The sequence below is a fragment of the uncultured Paracoccus sp. genome, from assembly GCF_947487305.1.
In the GTDB taxonomy this organism is placed as follows: domain Bacteria; phylum Pseudomonadota; class Alphaproteobacteria; order Rhodobacterales; family Rhodobacteraceae; genus Paracoccus.
Genome location: NZ_CANKWH010000023.1, coordinates 1 through 23,141 on the forward strand (window position 1 = coordinate 1; position 23,141 = coordinate 23,141).

Below are 23,141 nucleotides of genomic sequence, written 5' to 3' on the forward strand. Positions count from 1 at the left end.
TCGGTTTCTGTCCCCGCCTGAAGATCTCGATGATCCGCATGGGACCGCCGCAACAGGGGCATGGTGCGCGCAGGGTGAGCGGGGGGATCTCAAGCTCTGGCTCTGGAACGGCAGGCGGTTCAGACTGCTGGACGCAGAGCAAGGCACGGATCTTGGTGATGTTGGCCTTGCGGGTCGAACTGGCGAGCAGGCCGAAATGCCGGATGCGATGGAAACCATCGGGCAGGACGTGGATCAGGAACCGGCGGATGAACTCTGACGTGGCCAGCCGCATCACCCTCGAGCGGTCGCCGCGCTTGATCCTATAATCCTTCCAGCGGAACGCCACGGTATCGGCATCCGCGCTGACCAAGCGGGTGTTGGAGATCGCGACCCTGTGCGTGTATCGGCTCAGATAGGCCAGCACGGCCTTGGGTCCGCCGAAGGGCGGTTTGGCATAGACCACCCATTCGGATTTGCGGAATGGGGCGAGCCAAGCTCTGAAGGTGTCCGCGCTGGCCAGTTCAGCCAGATCGCCGAAGAAGGCCAACTGACCGGCCCGGTGCAGATCCCTCAGCCCCTCCAGAAACAGGCGTCGGAACAGCCGCGACAGAACCCGCACATGCAGGAAGAACCCGGGGCGGCAGGCGACCCATCTGGTGCCATCCGGCGACAAGCCGCCGCCCGGGAGGATCATGTGGATATGGGGATGATGGGTCAGCGCCGATCCCCAGCTGTGCAGCACGCTGGTCATGCCGACCCTTGCGCCGAGACGCCTGGGGTCGGCAGCGATGGTCATGACCGTTTCCGCAGATGCCTTGAACAGCAGCCCGTAGATGGCCTTCTTGTTCCAGAACGCGATCTGCGCGATCTCAGCCGGCAGGGTGAAGACGACGTGGAAGTATTCCACCGGCAGGAGATCCTCGGCGCGCGCGGCCATCCAGTCCCGTGCCGCTGGCCCCTGGCACTTCGGGCAATGCCGGTTCTTGCAGGAGTTGTAGGCGATGTGGTGGTGGCCACAGTTGGCACAACCGGCCACATGCCCACCGAGTGCCTCGGTCCGGCAGGCCTCGATCGCTGACATCACCTTCAGCTGGGTCAGGCTGACATGCCCCGCATTGGCCTGCCGCCACGCAGGGCCATGGGCACGGAAGATGTCAGCCAGTTCCAGCAATGGCCGGGACACCCCGGCGCCCGATCACTCCAGGCTTCGCTTCACGGTCTGGTCCTGCAACTTGGCCAGCATCTCGTAGGGACTGACGGTGTCACGGATCGTCTTGGTCGCCACATGAGTGTATCGGGCGGTGGTCGTCAGCTTGGCATGCCCGAGCAGCACTTGGATCACGCGCACATCGGTGTTGGCTTCGAGCAGATGCGTCGCGAAGCTGTGGCGCAACGTGTGCAAGGTGGCGGGCTTCTTGACCCCGGCCATATGCTTGGCCGAGGTGAAGGCGCGGTTCAGTTGGCGCGGCGAGATCGGGTTGATCTTGGGCTTGCCGGGGAACAGCCAACCCTCCGGCCGGGCCTCGCGCCACCAGTCGCGCAGAAGGTTCAGCAGGCCTGGCGACAGCATCACCTTGCGGTCCTTCTGGCCCTTGCCCTGCTCGACATGGATCAGCATTCGATCACTGTCGATGTCGCCGAGCTTGAGGTTGCAGACCTCGGCGGCTCGGAGCCCTGCGCCATAGGAAATGCTGAGCGCGGCGCGATACTTCAGGCCTGGCCCCGGCGCCGCCATCAGGATGTCGGACACTTCTTCGACGCTGAACACCACGGGCAACTTCCGCGGTTCGGTGCGGAATTGCATGTAGCGCTTCATCTCCTCCCGCCCGCAGGTCATGCCGAAAAAGAACCGAAGCGCCACGATCCGCACGTTGAACGTCGATGGCGTGACCCCGGTGTTGGTCATGTGGAGCTGATAGGCGCGCAGATCCTCCGGCGTCGCCGTATCGGGTGACCGCCCGAGAAAACCCGCGAAATCCCTGATTGCCCGGATGTGCGACTTCTGTGCCTTGTCGCCCATCCCACGGATGCGCATGTCTTCGATCATCCGCTGCCGCAACGGGGATACTCTCTCCTCTGTCATGGGAACCTCCTGTCTGATGATTGAGAAGGCCCCAATCGTCAGGCAGGATCGCCCATTCCCAAATGCAAGACGGTCAGATCAGCGCGCGACCTCAACAACACGCGCCACTGCCGCGCGAGCGGCTTCGTCCATGGGCCGAACGCGTCGATAGGGTCAGCCGAGTCTCATGACAGGCTTGCCGCGACGCCGCATGGCCGCTTCGAGCCCCTAGTGGTCATTCGACCCGTTAGCGCGCTCTTACTGCGGTATGCTTTTGATCACCTTGCGATCACCGTCCAGCAATATGGCGCCACCTATTTGTTCACCCCCCTTAAGCTGAAGAGCCCCTTCTTTCGGCAGATGGATCAGCCACCGATCGAGGCCGTGTCGCCCGTCAAGAAATAGGCTTCCCTCGCTCGCAATAATCTCGGCCCCGTTTGGCAGGGCTTTGCCTTCGATCAGATTACCGCCAGCCGCGCTGCAGCTTTGGAAGGCCTTCGGTGCGCCGTCAGGATGCGTCTCCAAGACAATCACTTCGCTTGCATCGCAGATCCAGCCGGCTTGCATGCTGATCCCCACCCCCGTCAGGCGAAGGTTCTGCGGCGTATAGCCCGCCGTCTGATAAGCATCATCGGTGTGAATGCTCAGATAGCGCTCCGCAAGAAGGACATTGACCCCACCAACAGATATCGAATGTGGAAATTCGGCACGTTGAAAAGATCCGAGTTCACGCGCCACCGCCAAATTCAACTTGGTGCCAAGGGGCATATCTATGCCGCCAAGTCTCTGCCGTCTGTCCAAAACCGGATGGTAATCCGCCTGTTGCTGGGCGACATGGGCCTTAAGCTCTCTGTTCAGGTCGTAAACCGACCAGGTCGAGTAGAAGGCACTCCCCCCAAGGAGAAAAAAGATTGGCCCACGCCAAGTCCTCAGCCGCCATTTGGCCCTCTCCCCAAAAGCAAGTCGCAACGCCCACGCCACCCAGATCAGCGTGGCCGCAAGATAGGCCAAGCGAATGAGGAGGAACTCATAGGATGGCAGGCCAATCGGGATCACATTCAGTGCCTCGCTCTCAGTATACCCGCCTTCCTATCATCATTCTGCGCGAGCCGCACACAGGAACGTCCACTTCGTCCCGCCCTGCCGACCTTCATCCTCCGATGATGCTGCGCGATGGACGAATGGCCGGTCTAGTGAAGCTGCACCGCGGCGATCGGCAAGGGACTGAACAGCAGGTCAGGGCCGGACAGGAACCTGAGGACCGCCTATCCGCGCAATGCCGTGACAAGCCGGTAGCTGCGCCGAACCGCGGTCAGCGCCGCGCCTAGGACTATGATCCACAATGCGAGGTGCAGCACATGCCCATCTCCGCCCCAGAGCGGCTCAAGGATCGCAAGCAGCGCCGCCCCGGTGATCAGCGCCATCCGATGTGGCTTTGCCATCGGGCCGGAGAAATCGGCGGCCTGGCCCAGATTGGACCCCAGTTCCCGCACATAGGCGGTCAGGAAGGCAAAGCTGGTCGCCGCCCAGCCCAACCCTGCGTGACCGAGCCCTAGACCGACGCCCACAAGAATCAGCGCATCGGACACGCGGTCGGGAAACTCGTTCCAGTACCCGCCATCGGGCGAGGCGCGCCCGGCCTCGACCGCGACCATGCCGTCAAGCAGGTTGCACAGCAGCCGGATCTGGCACATCCCGGCTGCAAGGATCAGCAGCAGGGCGCGCACGGGTCCATCGACACTGCCGACTGCCCAGAAACACAAGCCGGAAGCCAGAGCCGCAACCATGCCGGCCATTGAGATCTGGTTCGGCGTAACCGAGGTCGCCGCCAGCCGGCTTGACAGGCGCCGGGCCCAGCCCGTGTCACGACTTGCCAGAGGCCGGCGATTGGAAGGCCTGTCAGACATCACGATGGCTCCATAAGGCAAAGGTATAGGCTGCGGAATAGACGGTCGTGACCGACAGAGGCACGATGATCGTGGACAGGATTTCAGGTGTGCCGGCAAGGTTGTGGATCACGCTCAGCAGCAAGGCCGAGGCCCCCATTGCCAATAGCGGCGGCATGATCAGCGCCGCAAACCCCTGCAAACGCTGCGACAGCGCCTCCAGCATGCGTTTCAGTCCAAAGGTGATCAGCGCCGACAGACAACCTTGCACAAAGCCAGCCATCAGCACCTGCGGCAAAGGGTGGCCGCGATTGGCAAAGACGGCCCATCCGCCCATCAGCACAAATGCCACCGCCATGTGCAGCGCGGTGCTTTGCAAGTGCCCGCGCATCAGCCGACATTCCAGAAATAACGGGTGAGGTGAAAATAGATCGGCGCGGCAAAGACAACCGAATCCAAACGGTCGATGAACCCGCCATGCCCGGCAATGGTGTGGCCCCAGTCTTTGACGCCCCTGTCACGCTTGATCGCGGACATGACAAGACCGCCAAGAAAGCCAAGGATGGTAACCACAAGCCCCATCAACCCGGCCTGCCACGGGTTGAACGGAGTCATAAAGGACAGCGCCATGCCAATCAGCGTGGCCGACAGGCATCCACCGACAAAACCCTCTACCGTCTTCGAGGGCGAAAGCTTCGGCGCGATCTTGTGCCGCCCGGCCAGCTTGCCCCAGACATATTGCAGCACATCGCTAAGCTGCACGACGATCACCAGCCAGGCGATCATCAGCACCATGCGGCCTTCGAACCCGGGGATCCGCAGGTTCATCAATGCCGGAACATGCGACACGCAGAACACGCAGATCATCAGCGCCCACTGTATTTCCGCGATGCGCACCAGAAAATTCCGGGTCTCGCCCGACAGGGCCGAAACGATGGGCAAGAGCAGAAAGACCCAAACCGGAATAAAGATCGAGTAAAGCCCGTACCATGAGATCCAGATCAGGTAATATTGCGCCGGCAGTACGATGAAAAACACCGCCGCCAGTGTCCGGTGATCGGCACGAGAGGCATTTGTCAGCGTCATGAACTCGCGCAGCGCCGCGAATGAACAGATGGCGAACAGGATGATCACCCCGGTCCGTCCGCCCAGCAAGGCGAGTGACATGACGATAGCCATCACCCACCACGCCCGGATGCGATCGTTGAGGTTCTCGATCGTGGCATTTCCGCCGTCGGGCGACAGCCGGCGCTGCAGGATGAACCCGACGACCGAGGCGACCGCCAGAACAAGACCGATCCCGGCAATGACGGCGATCAGGTCGGAATGGACATTCTGCATTTTCAGCCTTCCTGCTTCGGGTTCAGCGCCAGCAGCGCATCGCGGGCGCGGCTCAGGAAGGCGTCCTTGCCCTCACCATAGCTGGTCCGCAGTGGCGCGCCGAAGATCACCTTGCACATCAGCGGTACCGGAATGACCGCGCCCTTTGGCAGCACACGGTTCAGGTTCTCGATCCAGACCGGGACCAGATCGACCTCTGGCCGGGCCAGCGCCAGCCGGTAGATGCCGGACCGGAACTCCAGCAGTTCGGCATCGGTCAGGTTCCTGGTGCCCTCGGGAAAGATGATCAGCGAATCCCCGGCATCCAGCGCGGCCGCCATTTGCGCGATCGGATCGTCCTCTGCCCCCTCGCGATTGCGTTCGATCAGCAGACTGTTGAACACATCAGTGCCGATAAATTCCCGCAGGCCTCCCTTGCGCCAGTAATCGGCCCCAGCGACCGGCCGTGTGCGGCGACGCGCGCGCGGCGGCAGCACTGACCAGATCAGCACGAAATCGCCATGGCTGACATGGTTGGCAAAATAGATGCGTCTGCGCCGCGCGGTGGGGTCGATCCCCGCCCATTCCGGCTGAACCGCCGTCAGCAGCCTCGCAAAAGTGGTAATTGCCCATGAAGCCAGCCCGGTCATAGCGGTCCGTACTGGCCCACGCCCGCTTTTCATGCTTTGCCCCACTACCGTCACTTGTAAACGTGGCAGACACTGTCGCAACGCCCGGGCCGATGCAAGCTGCGCGTCGCATGTCGGGTCAGAGCCCTTGGCATCTGAAGATGCTGCGACGGGTGCCAAACGGCAAGTTCGGCAAACTGCACCGCGACATCGCCGACACGGCAGCGCCGATCCGGTTTGCGATAATTTCTCGCGTTGCTATCCAAGAATCGGGCAACGAGGCGCGTCTAACCCGACGTGATGTTGATGGATACCTCTGACGAGTCCCTTGCCGCCGCTGCGGCGCGCGGCGATCGTGACGCCTTCGCTATGCTGCTCGACCGGCATTACGACCGGCTGTTCGGGCTGTGCTGGCGACTGACCGGGGATCGCACCGAGGCCGAGGACCTGACACAGGACATCTGCGCTGCGCTACCTGCGAAGCTGCAATCATGGCGCGGTGAGGCCCGTTTCGCCACATGGCTCTATCGCGTCGCGGTGAATGCTGCCCATGATCGCCGCCGCCGCGCGGCCAGCCGCACCCACGCCAGTTTGGGCTGGGGAGCGTGGGAGGTGAACCGGAAGGCGGCGAACTTGGAAGATGCAACCCGTCGGGACTGGCTCAACGGCGCCATGGCCGCGCTGCCCCAGGATCTGCGCGATACGCTGGCTCTGACTATGGGTGAGGACCTGACGCAGGCCGAGGCGGCGCAGGTTCTGGGCCTGTCAGAGGGCACGATCGCCTGGCGCATCTCGGACGTGAAGAAACGGCTTCGCGCGCTTGTGCAAGAGGAGGCCACGGAATGACCCGCGAACCACAAGACCATCTGGACCGGCTGACCCGCGCGCTGCACGAGGCAGAACCTGTGCCCGATCCCGAGGCCCGTCGTAAGGCCGTGAGCGCGGCAATGGAGAAATTCGACGAGTTCCACCAAGGATCGGCTGACCCGGCGCGTCCCAATCAGGATCACCTGCGAATGAGCGCGGGTTTCCTGAAAGGAGTGCGCAGGGTGTTTTCGACCTTCACCAACAAACCGGTGCTTGCCGCCACCACTTCCACCGCGGCCTTGTGCCTTGGGCTTTTCGTTGTGATGCCGCAACTGCAGACGCGGCCCCCAGCCCTGTCAGATCATTCGATCACGACTGACACCGTCGCGCCCGAGCAACCTGCGACCGACACGGCCCTGACCCGCCAGCGCGAAAGCCTGGCCAACACGCTCGAAGCCAATATCTCGACCCCGCGATCCGCGCCGTCACCGGCAGGACAGACCATGCCGGCCAATGTAACGACCTCGCCGGAGGCTGCTGAATCGCAGGCTGTCGCCGATATGGCCGCCGAGGAACCGGCCATGAACAGCGCGCCTACAAGCAACCTGCGGCCGCCGTCCCTGGCCGAGCGATCGGAATCTGCGACCGGCGATTTCACGATTGGATTTGCGCCGCCATCGGAGTTGATCGTGGCGCCGCAGGTTTCCAATACGGAAGCCTTTGCCAATGCCGCTGCGAATCCGGTCAAGGTGGCCGCCGAAGAGCCCGTTTCGACCTTCTCGGCCGATGTGGACACAGCCTCTTATGCGGTGGTGCGATCCTCGCTGATGGCAGGCGCGCTGCCGCCGGCTGACGCTGTGCGGATCGAGGAGATGGTGAATTATTTCCCCTATGACTATCCCGCGCCGGATGCGGATGGCGCGCCGTTCCGGGCCTCGATCAGCACCATGCAGACGCCGTGGAACCCGGATACGCGGTTGGTCCGCATCGGATTGCAGGGCCGGATGCCGGCGATGGCCGAGCGACCGCCGCTGAATCTGGTCTTTTTGATCGACACTTCGGGCTCGATGCAGGACGCGAACAAACTGCCGCTGTTGAAGCGATCCCTGCGCCTGATGCTGGATCAGTTGCGCCCCGAGGATCAGGTGGCCATCGTTACCTATGCCGGATCGGCGGGCGAGGTTCTGGCACCAACACCCGCCAGCGACAGCGCCGCGATCCTGTCGGCGCTGGAGCGGCTTGACGCGGGCGGCTCGACCGCCGGGGCCGAGGGGCTGGAACAGGCGTATCGTACCGCTGCCGCCATGGCGGGCAATGGCGAGGTGTCGCGAATCTTTTTGGCAACGGATGGTGATTTCAACGTCGGTATCTCGGACACCGATGCGCTGACCGATTTCATCGCTCGGAAACGCGACGAAGGGGCATATCTGTCGGTCCTGGGTTTCGGGCGTGGCAATCTGGACGATGCGACCATGCAGGCGCTGGCCCAGAACGGCAATGGTCAGGCCGCCTATATCGACACGCTGCAAGAGGCCCGAAAGGTGCTGGTGGATCAACTGTCGGGCGCGCTGTTTTCCATCGCCGGCGACGTGAAGATCCAGGTCGAATGGAACCCGGCGGAGGTCGCCGAATACCGGCTGATCGGCTATGAAACGCGGGCGCTGGCGCGCGAGGACTTCAACAACGACAAGGTCGATGCGGGCGAGCTGGGCGCCGGTCACACCGTCACCGCGCTTTACGAGGTCACCGCGCCTGACAGTCCCGCGCTGCTGAACGACCCGTTGCGTTATGGCGCTGATGCCGGGCCGGCAGAAACGGCCGCGGAGCTGGGCTTCCTGCGCCTGCGCTACAAGGAACCGGGCGAGACAACCTCGCAATTGATCGAGACACCGATCCCGTCTGACAGCGCGGCCACGGATGATGATGCCCGCTTCGCCGCCAGCATCGCCGGCTTTGGGCAATTGCTGACCGGAGGTAAATATCTGGGTGATTGGGGCTGGGACGAGGCGATTGCACTGGCCAGCGAAAGCCGTGGCGAGGACGCATTCGGCTATCGGACGGAAGCCGTCAGCCTGATGCGTCTGGCCAAGGCGCTGTCCGGCGAATGATCCTGCCGACCGCTTCGCGCGCTGCAGCCGGCAGCGCGCGAAGTTTCCATCACTATGGTTCCAGCGGCATGCGATCTGCCGCAAGAAAGCTGAGCTTGGTCCGATTGTTTGACTGCACTATCACCATATCAACATATTGGACTTCGGATGAGAGGTTGAAGCGCGATAGGGAGAGGGATCGGTGCGGAAAACCGTACTAGGTAGTTTTGTCGCGCTGGTTTGCGCCCTTGCTTCTGCGGCGTCGTCAACGCCACCCGACATGATCGATATCCGGGATGAACTGTTTGGCGTCGCGCCATGTTGTGTGCTGGTGAAGCGGACCACAAACGATAATCTTGGCCTCTATGGGTCGATACACAGTGACGTCGTGCTGGTCAGTATCGATCGAGAAGGTGGTTCAGAAACCCTGTACCCGGTCTATCGGGTCCGCAGCCAGCCCGATCTGGATCGCGACGCAAATGGTAACGTTATGGCGCATCGCGCAGAACCTTTGCCCGGTTCGGTCGAACCTTTTACCCTGTTGGCCGAACTGAACGGCATCCCGGTCCAGGCGGGCGACTATCTCGTATCCGGGCCCGAGCCAACGATGCGCATCGGGGAAATGCTGGCCGTGCCGGTTGACCGCAACAGCACGCTTCAGGTGGAAATCGCCCAGCTTATGCGGCAGGTCGCAGCGTCGGTGGCAAGTCTCGCACTGGTCGTCGGCGAGTATGACCGCCTGGCGCCAATTACCACGGCCGAGCTTTTGGAAGGGCGTTTCAGCGGTCCCTTCGACTGTCGCTTTGATTCTGCATGGAGACTGGATGATCGAAGTGGCACTGCCCCAACCACCATGTTGCGCGCCGACTGCGACAATGATGGCGAGTTCACCTCGATACTAGTGTGGATACCAGAGAGACATTGACCCCACGCAAATCGGGTCAAGCCCGGCAAGCCGGGCTGGAGTTTGCCGGCGTGTCATTAGATTGTGCCCGCCTACTTTACATGCGAGAACTTTTTTGGACTTGGCGGCCGTGTGACGAGCATGTCCCGACCGGCAGCAACATCCCACATCGCGCGACTTCAGCGTGTGCCCGGCTCCGCACCTGCGGCGGATGGCAGGTTCGGCGGGCCGCGCCGCAAACTTGTGTTCGATCGTGAAGGTCAGGATTGGGCAGACCTTACCTGGCGATCATGAGCGGCACTGCGTAATGGCACCGCAGCGCCGCAGGTAGGGTAGAGTCCAATCCAGACCCAACGACGATCGCTCATGATCCTTGTTCGGTGGTTCTAGAGATGTGGCTGGACGCTTGGCCAAGGTCCGAGTCGTGGATGGACGTGACCATGAACCCACTGGACCGCGAGGTGCGTGGGACCCTTGGCGAAGAAGACGGCGGCAATATAGGCGAGTTTCACTCCCCGGCACCGCCGCGCCAGGTCGATGCTTCGCTCAGCAATCCCGTCGAATTGAAGACCGTGGTGGTGTTGCCGTTTGCATCGAGTGCGATGAGCCCACCTTCGCCCGCAATGCCTTCGAGCGTCTCGAAGACTGCGCCGCGCGCCGCCTCCTCGACCGATTGTCCGCCCCATCGCATCCGCGCGGCGACCTCGTGCGCCAAAGCAGTCTTCAGGAAGCTTTCACCGTGGCCGGTGGAAGCGACGGCGACAAGGCCGTTCTCCGCATAGAGGCCCGCACCGGGAACCGGTGTGTCGCCGATGCGGCCAGCCATCTTCCCCTCGAAACCTCCGGTAGACCCCGCCGCCGCGAGATCGCCGCATCGGTCCAAAGCAACCGCGCCAACGGTACCCTTCTGTTCGAAATCGGTTTTCGGTGCGGCTGACGGGAAGTATTTGGGGTCGACCGTATCCGCGCCGAGCGCGGCGAGCGTGTCGTCGGCGCCAGTCCCGGACAACAGAACGTGAGGCGTCCAGGTCATCACGAGCTTCGCGCCACGGATGGGGTTCTTCAATCGTCGGACGCCCGCAACCGCGCCCACGTTGAGGTCGCGGCCGTCCATGATGGCGGCGTCGAGTTCGACGAAGCCTTCCCTATTCACGATCGCGCCACGGCCAGCGTTGAAGATCCCCGCATCTTCCATGAGGACAACCGCTTCCTCGACAACCGAAAGGGCAGGTGCACCGCGGCGCAGCCAGTCACCCGCGCTTTGCGCGATCTCGCCGAGAAGGCGGGACCTGTTCGGGTCGTCGTCCGTGCCCCAATAGGTACCGGCGTGGACAATCACAGCGAAACGCTCGCTGTCAGCGCATGCGAGCCTCGGATTCGCCATCCGAGCATCCATCCATGCCATGTCAGCACGCGCAGATAGAGAAAGCGACAGAAACTCCGCGCAACAGAGAAAGAAGAACAGAACGACCGGACTGAGCCGTTCGCTTAGGGTCGCAGTGATGAAGCTACTTGGACGGTCGGATGCAGGGAAACCCCTGCTAGGTGGAAATGGCTCCTGATTTGACCAAAGCTCTGCTTTTTCGTGCATCAGCGGCTTATCCCATGTCAATCTCGCTGCGGCGAGCATGAGCGGCTGGTCTTGGGAAGCTGCTCTGCGGCACCCGGTGCAAGTTGACCGACCGCTATGGGCCGCTGATGTCGGGCAAAGGCCCTGCCCAAAGCTACATCCGGTGCTCTTCCAATCCGAGCTCGGCCCACATCCAGCTGAAGTCGTATTCGGTAATCGGACCCTCATCATGCCTGGCGCTATGGTTTTCCAGCAGCTTCAACCAATCGATCACCTTCTCGCGCCCCGCTGCCGTGTGGACGGCCTGCCGCGGTGATTTGCTTCCAAGCGCCGGGATTGGCGCGTCCAGCGTTTCGCGGTAATGCTTGTCCATGTGATCCCGCATCAGTTGGCGCGCGAAGTCTGGTGGAATTTCCTCGACCTCCTCACTCGGCCTGTCACGCTGTTGGTCGGCCCGCATCTGATCAACCGTCCGGATCGTGGTCAAATGCGATCTTAACAGGTCCCCGGCGGCGTCGCGGATCAACTTCCGGACCTTGTCCGCCCGCTCGGTCGAGTTGACGGTCACGAGCAGCGCCTTGCCCTTCAGTTCCATGGAGCCCAGAACGGTGACCCCCTCCATCTGCGTGTCCAGCATGATGCCATAGCCAGCCTTGCCGCCGCGCCCCTTCCGCTCCGCCAGCCAGCTCCAGAGCTTCGGTCCCTGCGGCAGGAAACCCTTCACCCGGTCCAGCCGCTCTGCCACCGCCCTTTGCGTGACGCCGCTGGCAAACAGGTACCGCAGGTCGTGGAACAACACATCATCCCCGTCCGAATTCGTGAACTGCGGTTGCGCCGGGGTGAGGGCGCGATCGATCTCGATAAATAGCCATGCGGTGGTAAAGATGGGTGCGCAGGTCAGAAGCTGATCGCGGGTGAGCCGCAGTGCATCTCGCTTCTTCAGCTTCAGAGCATCGCGCAGCCCCGAAATCAGGAAATCCACTGTCTCGGCCCGAAAGGGCAACAACGCCCCGGAGATAACGTGGTGATCTCGCTCGGGCACCACGCGCACGGCAATCCGGTCCCATTGCTTCAGTGTGCGTGTAGCGGATATCTCCTTCACTGTGACCGGGGCAGCATCCGACAACAGATCGCGTAGCGTCATCGACGTGCCGGGCTGGACATTACTGACTTCATACAAGCTGACCGGCGCATCCCGCAGCGCCGCAAAATAGGCCCGGTTCAGCGCCGTCTCCTTCCAGCCGCGCCGCTTCAGGTAGAGATCGACGATGTTTCCGTCCTCATAGCGCTGGCCAAGGAAGTCCTCGAACCCGCACCCCCAAAGCACGCCCGTCCACTGCTCGCCCAGGAGGTCGGCCAGGCCTTCCTGGTCGAGCTCGAATTCTTCCAGCGCGGGTATCAGGTGTTCCGCGACCACATCCTGCAGCCGTTCCCGCCAGTCGCCTTCCCTGCCAATGAAGGCCAAAAGACCCGATATGTCATTGCGTTCGGCCATCGCCTCTCACCCGTGTTCCCACAACAACATCTTGCTATTCACCACGGTAAGCAAGATGCCGGTTAAAGCTGCTCAGCCGCCTGTGCCGCTGTTCCGACGTGGGTAGGCATATAAGAAAATGCCGCGTCACAGCGCGAAACGAGTGCCCTTTTCTGACATCGCCTGTAGGGCGGGCTTCAGCCCGCCCTACGGCAAAAATGCAGACCGCAGCTTCGTCCTGCTTAGCTGCCTTCCATACGATCGCGAAGGGCCGCTGCGAGATTGCGGGAGGTGTGAAAGACGGCCAGAATTGTGACTGCCTCGACGTTGACCTCGTAGACAATGAGATAGGGTGACCTTGCCACATTCATTTCCCGCGTCCCGGAAAAGCGCCCCGGACGGCCGAGTGCGGGAAACTCCGGAAGCTTCGCGGCTGTTCGGGCAATCTGCCTGTACACATTCTCGGCCGCAGCCGGGTTTTCCCGCGCGATATAATCCACGATGGCTTCAAGGTCTCGCCCGGCCGGCTCGGCAATGAGAAGTGTCTTCAAGCCTGCCAGCCATGCTTGGTGGCAATGGCGCCAAAGACGTCGTCGGCAGAACTGACGTTACCCTCGCGCGCTGCGGCCACCCCGGCCGCGATCCGTTCCATTTGCCAAGCGTTGGCTTCGAGAAACTGATCGATCGCCTGATTGACCACATAGTTGCGAGAACGATCCATCGCGGCGGCCAAGGCATCGATCTCCGAGACCCTGGCTGTGCGGACGGTCATGGGTTCTGTTTCGGCGCGCTGCGGCATGGTGTGCTCCAATGTAATCGTATGTAATCATACGCCTTGCCAATGTAGATTTCCAGTCATGCGCTGATCAGGGTCGGAAACGCTTGCTGCGGAGCGGATGTTCTCTGTATGTTCCGGACATGCCAGCGGGTCATCCATCTGCCAACAAGTTCCGAAACCGCACCTTGCGGCACATCGAGCATTCGGGGCGGCTGGCGCTCGTGACCTGCACCGGCTGCGGGCGTGCCTGCCGTTATTGGGCTCATGATCTCATCAAGGTTCTTGGCCCGGATCATGATCTGCTAGTGCCGCCATTCATTTGCTCGAAATGCCGCCGCCACGAATGGATGGATATTCACTGGATTGTGCCGTCTGCGACCGAGTTACAGGACGGCTTGACGGTCCGCCGTCCCGTCAAGCAGGTTGTTCGCTGGATCTGGCGCGACGAAAAGGCGTGAGAAATTGTGCAATTTATACTCCAACACCACCGCCCAGGAGGCCATGCGCAAACTGTTCAGCGGGCTGGCTGATCGGGCCGGCAATCTTCAGCCCGGCCAGGTCTATCCCGACCAGCTGGGCGCGATAGTTCGGCATAACGAGGATGGCCTGGAATTGGTCAAAGCTCGCTGGGGAATGCCCTCACCTAAATTTGCCCTAAAGACCGAGCGAGATGCAGGCGTGACAAATGTGCGCAACCTGTCCAGCCCACATTGGCGGCGGTGGTTGGGCAAAGAGTGCCGTTGTCTGGTGCCGGTGACGGCCTTCGCAGAGCCGCTCGGCAAGGGAAAAGGCAATCAGTGGTTTGCGCCCGCAGATGCTGGCGCGCAGATGTTTTTCGCGGGCATCGAGACGCGGGGCTGGAAATCGGTTCGCAAGGTGAGGGATGGCGAAACGACCGACGACCTCTATGCCTTCCTGACCTGCGGGCCGAACGCCGAAGTGAAGGCGGTGCATCCAAAGGCTATGCCCGTGATTTTGATGGAGCCTGATGCATGGTCGGCCTGGCTCAATGGCACTGACGCGAAAGAATTGCAGCGTCCGCTGCCCGATGGCGCGTTGAAACTCATCGATGACGCCCAGTAAGGGCACTGTCTAAAGTCAGGCGAATGTCGACTTTGTCGGTCCTCGTCGCCCTGCTCCGTCCATCTCGCCCCTGGCGGGAGGCGCCCGCATGACGCGATCACCGGCATTACCGCTGAGATCATGGCCCAACGGTCGATCCCAGGCAGGTTGTCCAGCCTGGGACGGCAGCGCCGCACGGGCCGAAGCAGGCTGCAAGCGAGACGCCAGGGATCGAGCGCAGCAGCCTGTGGGCAACCTGACCAGTCAGGCGGCTTCAACTGGACCGAAGAAGATCCTTTGAGGCCCGCCTCGGCGGGCCATGTCCTGCGGGGGGATTCGGACAGAGCCGAACGCCCTCGCTTTCCTGGGCCGCACGTTCCGTGCGTCCGTCAGGGAACCGCCGGTTCCCCCACGCAAGGCCGTCGGCTTGACGGGGCGAAGGGGTTTCCCCGGCCTTCCTCCGCCTCGCGTCGTCGTGCAGGCCGGGTGATCCCCCTCCCCTTCGCCCCTACCGACAACCTTGCGCGGGTCCCCCTCCTGCCCGAAGGTATTCCTATCCGCCGTCGCCCTCGCAGCAACCGTCATGTTCTGGCTATGAAACGAGAACGAGTCCTGACCCTAGTCAATCACGCGCTTGACCGGCACAAGAAGCTTCATGGCTGCATCTCCTCAGAAGAACGCCTGCAGGCCGGTCTGGGCACGGCCGAGGATCAGGGCGTGGACGTCGTGGGTGCCTTCGTAGGTATTGACGGTTTCCAAGTTCACCATATGGCGCATCACCGGGTATTCGTCCGAGATGCCGTTGCCGCCGTGCATGTCCCGGGCGACCCGGGCAATCTCCAGCGCCTTGCCGCAGTTGTTGCGCTTGATGAGGCTGATCATCTCAGGCTGCATCTTCCCTGCCTCGAAGAGGCGCCCCACGCGCAGGGCGGCGTTCAGGCCGAGGGTGATCTCGGTCATCATGTTCGCAAGCTTCAGCTGATGCAACTGCGTCTGCGCCAAGGGCCTGCCGAACTGCCTGCGGTCCAGCCCGTACTGCCGCGCCGCGTGCCAGCAGGCCTCGGCCGCGCCCATCGAACCCCAGGCGATGCCATAGCGCGCCCGGTTGAGGCAGCCGAAGGGACCGCCGAGGCCCTCGGCGTTCGGCAACAGCGCGTCCTCGCCCACCTCGACCTCGTCCATGACGATCTCGCCGGTGACGGAGGCGCGCAAGGAGAGCTTGCCCTCGATCTTCGGCGCCGACAGGCCCTTGGTGCCCTTGTCCAGCACGAAGCCGCGGATCTTGCCGTCATGCGCCTCGGACTTGGCCCAGACGACGAAGACATCGGCGATGGGCGAGTTGGAAATCCACATCTTCGTGCCGTTCAGCACATAGCCGTTCGCGGTCCTGCGGGCGGTGGTCTTCATGCCGCCGGGGTCGGACCCCGCGTCGGGCTCGGTCAGCCCGAAGCAGCCCACCCATTCGCCCGAACAGAGCTTCGGCAGGTATTTGCGCCGCTGCTCCTCGGACCCGTAGGCGTTGATCGGGTACATCACGAGGCTCGCCTGGACCGACATCATGGATCGGTAGCCCGAATCCACCCGCTCGACCTCGCGCGCGACAAGGCCGTAGCTGACGTAGCCCGCGCCGGTGCCGCCGTATTCCTCGGGGATGGTGACGCCCAGCAGGCCCAGCTCGCCCATCTCGGTGAAGATGGCGCGGTCGGTGTGCTCGGTCTGGAAGGCCTCGCGCACGCGGGGGGCGAGGTGGCCCTGGGCATAGCTCCGCGCGGTGTCGCGGATCATGCGCTCTTCCTCGATCAGCTCGTCTTCCAGCAGAAAGGGATCTTCTCAGCGGAAGCTGCCGATGCGGTCCATCTTCATGGTGGTTTCTCCTATCTGCATCAGGCGAGTTCGATAAGCATTACGGTGGTCATGCCAGGCCTATCTTGGGGTCGCGAGGCACCGGCAATTCTTACATGTTGGGATAGTTCGGTCCGTCGCCGCCCTGCGGCGTGGTCCAGACGATGTTCTGCGACGGGTCCTTGATGTCGCAGGTCTTGCAGTGGACGCAGTTCTGGAAGTTGATGACGAAGCGCGCCCCTTCCGGCACCGACTTGTCCTCGACCACCTCGTAGACGCCGGCCGGGCAATAGCGCTGCGCCGGCTCGGCATATTCCGGCAGGTTCACCCGGATCGGGACGGTCGGGTCCTTCAGCTTGAGGTGGCAGGGCTGGCTTTCCTCGTGGTTGGTGAAGGAAAAGGCCACGTTGGTCAGCCGGTCGAACGACAGCTTGCCGTCGGGCTTGGGATAATCGATCGGACGATAGTTCTTCGCGGGCCGGGTGGCGGCGGCGTCGGTCTTGCCATGCTTCCAAGTGCGCAGGATGTTGCGGTTGAAGAGGCTGGCGACCCACATGTCCATGCCGCCCAGCATCAGGCTGCCCATCATGCCCGTGCGCGACCAGGCAGGCTTGACGTTGCGGACGCGCTTGAGGTCATGGGCGATGAGGCCCGTGCAGACATCCTGTTCGTACTCGACCAGCTCGTCGCCCTCGCGTCCCGCGGAGATGGCCGCCGCGGCCGCGTTCGCCGCCGCGATCCCCGACAGCATGGCGTTGTGGTTGCCCTTGATGCGGGGAACGTTGACCATTCCCGCCGAGCAGCCCAGCAGCAGCGCGCCCGGCACCGTCATCTTCGGCAGCGACTGCCAGCCGCCTTCGGAAATCGCGCGGGCGCCATAGGCCACGCGCTTGCCGCCTTCCAGCAGCTCCGCGATGGCCGGGTGGTGCTTGAAGCGCTGGAACTCGGCGTAGGGGTAGAGATACGGGTTCTCGTAGTTCAGGTGGACCACGAAGCCGATGAAGACCTGGTTGTTCTCGGCATGGTAGATGAAGGACCCGCCGCCCGCGTTCTTGCCAAGGGGCCAGCCCATCGTGTGGACGACGGTGCCTTCCTTGTGCTTGGCGGGGTCGATCTCCCAGATCTCCTTCATGCCGATGCCGAACTTCTGCGGCTCGTGCCCGGCGGACAGGTCGTATTTTTCGATCAGCTGCTTGGCGAGCGATCCGCGCACGCCCTCGGCGATCATCACGTACTTGCCGCGCAGCTCCATGCCCGGCTCATAGGACGGGCCGGGGGTGCCGTCGGGGTTCTTGCCCATCTCGCCCGCGACGACGCCGGCCACGCGGTCGCCGTCCATCACCAGCTCGGAGGCCGCCATGCCGGGGAAGATTTCCACGCCCAGCTCTTCGGCCTGCTCGGCCAGCCAGCGACAGACGTTGCCCATGCTGACGATGTAGTTGCCGTGGTTCGACATCAGCCGCGGCATCGGCCAGTTGGGGATGCGCGCCGAGCCCGCCGGGCCCAGCACCACGAAGCTATCCGAGGTGACGGCCGTCTTCACCGGCGCGCCCTTGTCCTTCCAGTCGGGGATCAGCGCGTTCAGGCCCACCGGGTCCAGCACCGCGCCCGACAGGATATGCGCCCCGACCTCGGAGCCCTTTTCCAGCACCACCACGTTCAGGTCCGGGTCGATCTGCTTGCACCGGATCGCCGCCGACAGGCCCGCAGGCCCCGCCCCGACGATCACCACGTCGAATTCCATCGATTCGCGTTCGATCGTGCTCATCCTTTCTCCTGGGTGTCGAGCGCATCGCGGAACGTCTCGACCAGCTTCTGCTTGAGAACCTTGCCGTTTGGCGAGGTCGGCAGCATCGTCGTAACGATGATGCGCGTGGGCCGCTTGTAGGGCGAGAGACGCTCGGCCACGTGCTCGCGCAGGTCGGCTTCGCTGACCACGGCGGGATCGTCGGCCTGACAGAAGGCCAAGACCTCCTCGTTGCCGCCCTCGACCTTGCGGCCGATCACGGCGGTCTGGACCACGCGGGGATGGTCGTTCAGCGCGGCCTCGACCTCGGGCGGATAAACGTTGAAACCGCCGCGGATGATCAGCTCGCGCGCGCGCCCTGCGATATGCAGGTTGCCGTCCTCGTCGATGCGGCCCAGATCGCCGGTGCAAAGGAAGCCGTCCGCGTCGAAGGCAGCGGCCGTGGCCTCGGGGTTGCGGAAATAGCCGGGCATGACATGCGGGCCTCGGGTCTGGATCTCGCCCACGCCATCGGGGCCCACGTCGCGCAGGCGCAAGTCGACGCCGGGCAGGGCCGGGCCAACGCTCACATCGGGCACACCCGGCGGGTTGGTGGTCAGGGTGACGCCCGCTGTCGTCTCGGTCAGGCCATAGCCGTTCTGCAGTGCCACGCCATAGAAGGCCTCGGCCCGCCGCTTCCAGTCGGGATCAAGCGGCGCGGCCCCCGACGACACATAGCGCAGCCGTCCCGGCGGCAGGCGGGTGCCGCCCGCCTCCTCCATGATCAGGGCGTGCATTTGCGGGACCGCCGGCAGGACGCTGACGCCGGATTGCAGGGCCTCGACCACGGCCGGGGCCGAGAAGCGCGGGAACAGCCACAGCTCGGCACCCGCGACGGTGCTGGCAATCATCATCGAGGTCAGGCCGAAGACATGGGTCATCGGCAGCACGCCCAGGATCAGGTCGTCCGAGGTGATCTCGCGCATCCGGGCCGAGGTCTGGCCGCCAAACAGCAGGTTGGCGTGGCTGAGCATCACGCCCTTGGGCGTCCCGGTCGAGCCGGTGGTGTAGAGGATCACCGCCGTCTGCGCGGCGCCTTCGGCCACCGGCTCGGGCGTGGCGGATGGGTGCGGGCCGGCGATCGACAGCTTGCCAAGCGGCGTGTTCCACGCGTCAGCACCCGCGATCTCGGCATGGGTGCCGGCCTGCGGCGAGACATGGTTCAGATAGACGGTCAGGCGCGGGTCGGCATGTTCCGCGATGCGGTGCAGCTCGTGTTCGGTCATGCGGGCGTTGACCGGCACGGCCACCGCATCAAGGCGCGACGTCGCCATCAGCAGGCCGACCAGCGCCCCACAGTTTTCGGCGAGGATCAGCAGCCGGTCGCCGGGGCGCAGGTCGCGCGCCTGCAGTTCCGTGGTCAGCACCTCCACGGCGTCGGCCAGTTCGGCATAGCTATAGGTGCTGCCGCCCTCATCGCGCAGCGCGGGCGCGTCCGGGCGGGTGCGGCGCTGGATGTCGAGCAGATCGTGCACGCGGGTCAGGGTCATGGGCGGGGTTCCTTCTTGTCGGCGCCAGAGCTGCCGCGGCCGAAATCGGGCGTGGTGCGGTTCAGGCGGGCGGTCAGGCCGGCGGCGGCTTCGGGGGCGGCGAGCGCATCGGCCATGGCCTCGGCCTCGCGGTCCAGTTGAGAGTCGAAATCGCCCTCGCGGGCGGCGGCGAGTAGCTGCTTGATCGCGCCCTGGGCCGCGGCCGGGCCCTGCGCCATGCGCGCGGCCAAGGCGGCGGCACGTTCCAGCGCCTGCCCCGGCGCGACGAGGTCGGTCACCACGCCCATGGCCGCAAAGCGCGCGGCGGGGACCGGATCGCCGGTCAGGCACATGCGGGCGGCAATGCCCGCCGGCACCCTGCGCGCCAGCGAGGCGGTCAAGCCGCCATCGGGCACCAGCCCGACGCGGACATAGGCGGCGGCAAAGCTGGCATCCTGGGCCGCGACCAGCAGGTCGCAGGCCAGCGCCATCGACAGCCCCGCCCCGGCCGCACCGCCTTCGACGGCGGCGATGACGGGGCGCGGGCAGGCGCGGATGGCGCGGATGGTGGCGTGCAGATCCTCGATCCGCGCGCGCCGTTCGTGCCGGGGCATGGCCGCGCGGGTGGCCAGCGCGTTCAGGTCACCGCCGGCGCAGAAATAGCCGTCGGCGCCGGTCAGGACCACGGCGCCCCGACGATCCTGCGCCGCGGCCTGCGCCAGCGCGTCGCGCAGGCGGGCATACATGGCGGGGGCCAGCGCATTGCGGCGGCCGGGGTTCGACAGCGTCACCCGCAGGTAATCGCCGCAATCCTCGATCAGGGCGTCGGCCTGCGGGGCGGTCATGGGCTGTCCTTCGGGCGGCTTTGGGCGGCGGCGGGGACGCGCTTGAAGATCCCGCTGGCGGTGGCGATCAGGGTGCCGTCGTCATGGACCAGCTCGGCCGAGACGAACAGCAGGCTGCGCCCGCCCCCGACCACGCGGCCGGTCGCGGTGACGACGCCATGCCGCGCCGGGCCGACGAAGTCGATGTTCAGCGAGACGGTCAGGAAGGGCTGGCGGCCGCTGTCATCGACGGTCAGGCTGGCGGTGGCGCCCGCCGCGCTGTCCAGCAGCATCCCCGCGATTCCGCCATGCAGCACGCCGTGGCGGTTGGTGTGGCGCTCGTCCAGGACCAGCCGGCAGCGGGCGCGGCGGTCCGGCTGGCCCACGTCGAGCACATAGCCGACCATACGCTGCGCGCCGGTCTCGCCCTGAATGATGCCGCCGTCGCTCATGCCGCGCTGGCCGCGATGAAGCGTTCGAGGTGATGGTCGCTGTCGCCGAACCGCGCATCGGCGGCCAGCAGGCGGCGGGCGAGGGGGGCCAGCTCGTATTCCTCGGTCATGCCGATGCCGCCATGTAGCTGGATGGTTTCCTCGGCCACATACAGCGCGACCCGGCCCAGCAGCGATTTCGTCGCCGCCACATGACGGTCGCGGTCGGCGGTGTCGATGTTCCCGGCCAGGTTCCACACCGCCGAACGCGCCTGCTCGACCTCGGTCAGCAGGTCGGCCATGCGGTGCTGGAGCGCCTGGAACGAGCCGATCGGCCGGCCGAACTGCTTGCGGGTCTTGAGGTAGTCGGTGGTCAACTCGACCGCCTTTTCCATCGCCCCCAGCGCGTCGGCGCAGACCGCAAGGATCGCCGCCGCCAGCGGCCGGTCCAGCAGCGCGGCGTCGCCGATGCGGCGGGCGGGGGTGCCCTTCAGCGTGACCTCGGTCGCGCGGCCGCCATCCATCAGGGCATAGCCGCGCAGGCCCAGCCCCTCGGCCCCGGCCTCGACCAGCCACAGCCCGTCGGTCGCCTTGACGATCAGATGGGTCGCATCCTCGGCCCCCGGCACCAGCGATTTCTCGCCGGTCAGCCGCTCGCCCTCGGCGAGGGTCGACACGTTGCCGTCATAGCGCTGGCCGGGTTCGTCAAGCGCCACCGCGATGCGGGCCTCGCCGCTGGCGGCGGCCTCGGCCAGATCGGCCTCACCGGCGGCGGACAGGATGCCCGCGCCCAGCACCACGCTGTCGAGCAGCGGTGTGGCGGCGGCGGCGCGGCCAAGGGTGCGGAACACCATCAGGATGTCCGGCCCGGTGCCGCCAAAGCCGCCCGCCTCTTCGGTCATCAGGGCAAGGCCCGCGCCCAGTTCGGACAGGGCGGCGGCGTCCCCGCCCCGCTCCAGCGTGCGGGCGAGGCTTTCGCCCAGCATGGTCTGTTCGTCGGTGAACCCGAAATCCATGACGCGTTTCTCCCCTTAAAGGCCCAGCAGGGATTTCGCGATGATCCCCCGCTGGATTTCGTTCGAGCCGCCATAGATCGACAGCTTGCGGTTGTTCAGATAGGCGCGGGTCGCGGCTGCCGCCTCGGGCGGGCCGGGGGGCAGGTGGTCATTCGCGCCCTCGACCGCCTCGGACGGAAAGGCCAGCGCCCAGGGGCCGACCGCGCGGCGGGTCAGGTCGTTGATCGCCTGCCGGATCTGGGTTCCCTTCAGCTTCAGCATCGAGCTTTCCGCCCCCGGCACCTGCCCGGCCGCCGCCTGCGCCAGCATCCGCAGGTTGGTGGTCGCCATGGCCATCAGGTCGATTTCGATCTCGGCCAGACGCGCGGCAAATAGCGGGTTCTCGATCAGCGGCTTGCCATGGGCCTGCTGCGCCCGCGCGATGCGCTTCAGCGCCGCGAGGCCCGCCGTGGCGAAGCCCACGCCGGCGATGTTCGTGCGTTCATGCGTCAGCAGATATTTGGCATAGGTCCAGCCCTTGTTTTCCTCGCCCACAAGGTTTTCCGCCGGCACCCGGACGTCGTCGAAAAACACCTCGTTCACCTCGGGCGTGCCGTCCAGCAGCACGATGGGGCGCACGGTGATGCCGGGGCTGGTCATGTCGATCAGCAGAAAGCTGATCCCCTCTTGCGCCTTGGCGGTGGGATCGGTCCGCACGAGGCAGAAGATCCAGTTCGCGTGCTGGCCCAGCGTGGTCCATGTCTTCTGGCCGTTGACGATATAGTCGTCGCCGTCGCGCACCGCCGTCGTCTTGACCGAGGCGAGGTCCGATCCCGCGCCGGGTTCGGAATAGCCCTGACACCACCAGTCCTGCCCGTTCAGGATGCGCGGCAGAAAGCGGTCCTGCTGTTCCTTGCTGCCGAATTTCTGCAGCACCGGCCCCAGCATGGCGATGCCGAAGGGCAGGATGCGGGGGGCGCTGGCCAGCGCGCTTTCCTCGTCAAAGATGTGGCGCTGGATCGCGGTCCAGCCGGCGCCGCCGAACTCAACCGGCCAGTTGCCGGCCAGCCAGCCCTTTTCGTTCAGGACCGCGTGCCATTCCTCGATCTCGGCCTTGGTCAGTTCCTGCTGCAGCCGGACCTTTTCCGACAGCCGCTTGGGCAAGCGGTCCTGAAGGAACTGGCGGACCTCGGCGCGAAAGGCCTGGTCGTCGGGCGAAAAGCTCATGTCCAT

At 64.4% G+C, this 23,141-nt stretch carries 23 protein-coding genes; 5 read left to right on the plus strand and 18 right to left on the minus strand.

Going from position 1 to position 23,141, the window contains the following annotated elements; all coding sequences use genetic code 11:
• From Q1A36_RS18610 to Q1A36_RS18640, 7 genes are all read right to left on the minus strand, one after another.
• Positions 1–1,165, minus strand: a 1,165-nt coding sequence (locus Q1A36_RS18610; protein WP_299847224.1) for an IS91 family transposase, incomplete at its 3' end; no start/stop codon positions are given.
• Between the two features lie 12 nt (positions 1,166–1,177).
• The gene (locus tag Q1A36_RS18615; protein WP_101753536.1) at positions 1,178–2,065 is read right to left on the minus strand and encodes a site-specific integrase; all 888 of its coding nucleotides are present in this window, start codon (positions 2,063–2,065) and stop codon (positions 1,178–1,180) included.
• 237 nt (positions 2,066–2,302) lie between these two features.
• Positions 2,303–3,100, minus strand: a complete 798-nt coding sequence (locus tag Q1A36_RS18620) for a hypothetical protein (RefSeq protein WP_299847227.1) — start codon at positions 3,098–3,100, stop codon at positions 2,303–2,305.
• A gap of 209 nt (positions 3,101–3,309) precedes the next feature.
• On the minus strand, positions 3,310–3,840 hold the full coding sequence (locus Q1A36_RS18625) for a CDP-alcohol phosphatidyltransferase family protein (protein WP_299847229.1): 531 nt from the start codon (positions 3,838–3,840) through the stop codon (positions 3,310–3,312).
• Between the two features lie 103 nt (positions 3,841–3,943).
• Entirely contained in the window at positions 3,944–4,321 is a 378-nt protein-coding gene (locus Q1A36_RS18630) for a hypothetical protein (protein WP_299847231.1), read from the minus strand.
• Positions 4,321–5,271, minus strand: a complete 951-nt coding sequence (locus Q1A36_RS18635; RefSeq protein WP_299847233.1) for a phosphatidate cytidylyltransferase — start codon at positions 5,269–5,271, stop codon at positions 4,321–4,323. Before Q1A36_RS18635 ends, Q1A36_RS18630 begins: the two co-directional genes overlap by 1 nt.
• Positions 5,272–5,273: 2 nt before the next feature.
• Positions 5,274–5,900 carry a lysophospholipid acyltransferase family protein gene (locus tag Q1A36_RS18640; RefSeq protein WP_299847235.1) on the minus strand — a complete coding sequence of 209 codons (627 nt, stop codon included), beginning with the start codon at positions 5,898–5,900 and terminating at the stop codon, positions 5,274–5,276.
• 285 nt (positions 5,901–6,185) lie between these two features.
• On the opposite strand from Q1A36_RS18640, the gene Q1A36_RS18645 reads away from it, so the two are divergent.
• The 3 genes from Q1A36_RS18645 (at position 6,186) to Q1A36_RS18655 (ending at position 9,698) form a co-directional block, all read left to right on the plus strand.
• Entirely contained in the window at positions 6,186–6,725 is a 540-nt protein-coding gene (locus tag Q1A36_RS18645; RefSeq protein ID WP_299847237.1) for an RNA polymerase sigma factor, read from the plus strand.
• Positions 6,722–8,794, plus strand: coding sequence for a VWA domain-containing protein (locus tag Q1A36_RS18650; RefSeq protein ID WP_299847239.1), 2,073 nt, complete (start codon positions 6,722–6,724; stop codon positions 8,792–8,794). Before Q1A36_RS18645 ends, Q1A36_RS18650 begins: the two co-directional genes overlap by 4 nt.
• A gap of 259 nt (positions 8,795–9,053) precedes the next feature.
• A complete protein-coding gene (locus Q1A36_RS18655) occupies positions 9,054–9,698 on the plus strand; it encodes a hypothetical protein (protein WP_299847241.1) in 645 nt (214 codons plus the stop codon).
• A gap of 487 nt (positions 9,699–10,185) precedes the next feature.
• Here the strand turns inward: Q1A36_RS18655 and Q1A36_RS18660 are convergent, their stop codons facing one another.
• From Q1A36_RS18660 to Q1A36_RS18675, 4 genes are all read right to left on the minus strand, one after another.
• Positions 10,186–11,082 (minus strand): isoaspartyl peptidase/L-asparaginase family protein, encoded by an 897-nt coding sequence (locus Q1A36_RS18660; RefSeq protein ID WP_299847243.1) that lies wholly within the window; start codon positions 11,080–11,082, stop codon positions 10,186–10,188.
• A gap of 319 nt (positions 11,083–11,401) precedes the next feature.
• On the minus strand, positions 11,402–12,742 hold the full coding sequence (locus Q1A36_RS18665) for a hypothetical protein (RefSeq protein ID WP_299847245.1): 1,341 nt from the start codon (positions 12,740–12,742) through the stop codon (positions 11,402–11,404).
• 221 nt (positions 12,743–12,963) lie between these two features.
• Positions 12,964–13,272, minus strand: a complete 309-nt coding sequence (locus Q1A36_RS18670) for a type II toxin-antitoxin system RelE/ParE family toxin (protein WP_299847247.1) — start codon at positions 13,270–13,272, stop codon at positions 12,964–12,966.
• Positions 13,269–13,493: a hypothetical protein gene (locus tag Q1A36_RS18675; protein WP_299847249.1), complete on the minus strand. Its 225-nt coding sequence runs from the start codon at positions 13,491–13,493 to the stop codon at positions 13,269–13,271. The genes Q1A36_RS18670 and Q1A36_RS18675 overlap by 4 nt, the downstream gene beginning before the upstream one ends.
• 146 nt (positions 13,494–13,639) lie before the next feature.
• Here Q1A36_RS18675 and Q1A36_RS18680 point away from each other — a divergent pair, with 146 nt between their 5' ends.
• Positions 13,640–13,957, plus strand: a complete 318-nt coding sequence (locus tag Q1A36_RS18680; RefSeq protein WP_299847251.1) for a hypothetical protein — start codon at positions 13,640–13,642, stop codon at positions 13,955–13,957.
• Positions 13,958–13,961: 4 nt separating this feature from the next.
• Positions 13,962–14,582: an SOS response-associated peptidase gene (locus Q1A36_RS18685; protein ID WP_299847253.1), complete on the plus strand. Its 621-nt coding sequence runs from the start codon at positions 13,962–13,964 to the stop codon at positions 14,580–14,582.
• Positions 14,583–15,230: 648 nt separating this feature from the next.
• Here the strand turns inward: Q1A36_RS18685 and Q1A36_RS18690 are convergent.
• The 7 genes from Q1A36_RS18690 to Q1A36_RS18720 form a co-directional block, all read right to left on the minus strand.
• Positions 15,231–16,379 (minus strand): acyl-CoA dehydrogenase, encoded by a 1,149-nt coding sequence (locus Q1A36_RS18690; RefSeq protein ID WP_299847285.1) that lies wholly within the window; start codon positions 16,377–16,379, stop codon positions 15,231–15,233.
• A 136-nt stretch (positions 16,380–16,515) separates the two neighbouring features.
• Complete coding sequence (locus Q1A36_RS18695; RefSeq protein WP_299847255.1) at positions 16,516–18,171, minus strand: electron transfer flavoprotein-ubiquinone oxidoreductase; 1,656 nt, start codon at positions 18,169–18,171, stop codon at positions 16,516–16,518.
• Positions 18,168–19,679 carry a class I adenylate-forming enzyme family protein gene (locus Q1A36_RS18700; protein ID WP_299847257.1) on the minus strand — a complete coding sequence of 504 codons (1,512 nt, stop codon included), beginning with the start codon at positions 19,677–19,679 and terminating at the stop codon, positions 18,168–18,170. The genes Q1A36_RS18695 and Q1A36_RS18700 overlap by 4 nt, the downstream gene beginning before the upstream one ends.
• Positions 19,676–20,503, minus strand: coding sequence for an oxepin-CoA hydrolase, alternative type (locus Q1A36_RS18705; protein WP_101754690.1), 828 nt, complete (start codon positions 20,501–20,503; stop codon positions 19,676–19,678). The genes Q1A36_RS18700 and Q1A36_RS18705 overlap by 4 nt, the downstream gene beginning before the upstream one ends.
• Positions 20,500–20,934: a PaaI family thioesterase gene (locus Q1A36_RS18710; protein ID WP_299847260.1), complete on the minus strand. Its 435-nt coding sequence runs from the start codon at positions 20,932–20,934 to the stop codon at positions 20,500–20,502. Before Q1A36_RS18710 ends, Q1A36_RS18705 begins: the two co-directional genes overlap by 4 nt.
• The gene (locus tag Q1A36_RS18715) at positions 20,931–21,929 is read right to left on the minus strand and encodes an acyl-CoA dehydrogenase (protein WP_299847262.1); all 999 of its coding nucleotides are present in this window, start codon (positions 21,927–21,929) and stop codon (positions 20,931–20,933) included. The genes Q1A36_RS18710 and Q1A36_RS18715 overlap by 4 nt, the downstream gene beginning before the upstream one ends.
• Before the next feature lie 15 nt (positions 21,930–21,944).
• Positions 21,945–23,141: an acyl-CoA dehydrogenase family protein gene (locus Q1A36_RS18720; protein ID WP_101754693.1), complete on the minus strand. Its 1,197-nt coding sequence runs from the start codon at positions 23,139–23,141 to the stop codon at positions 21,945–21,947.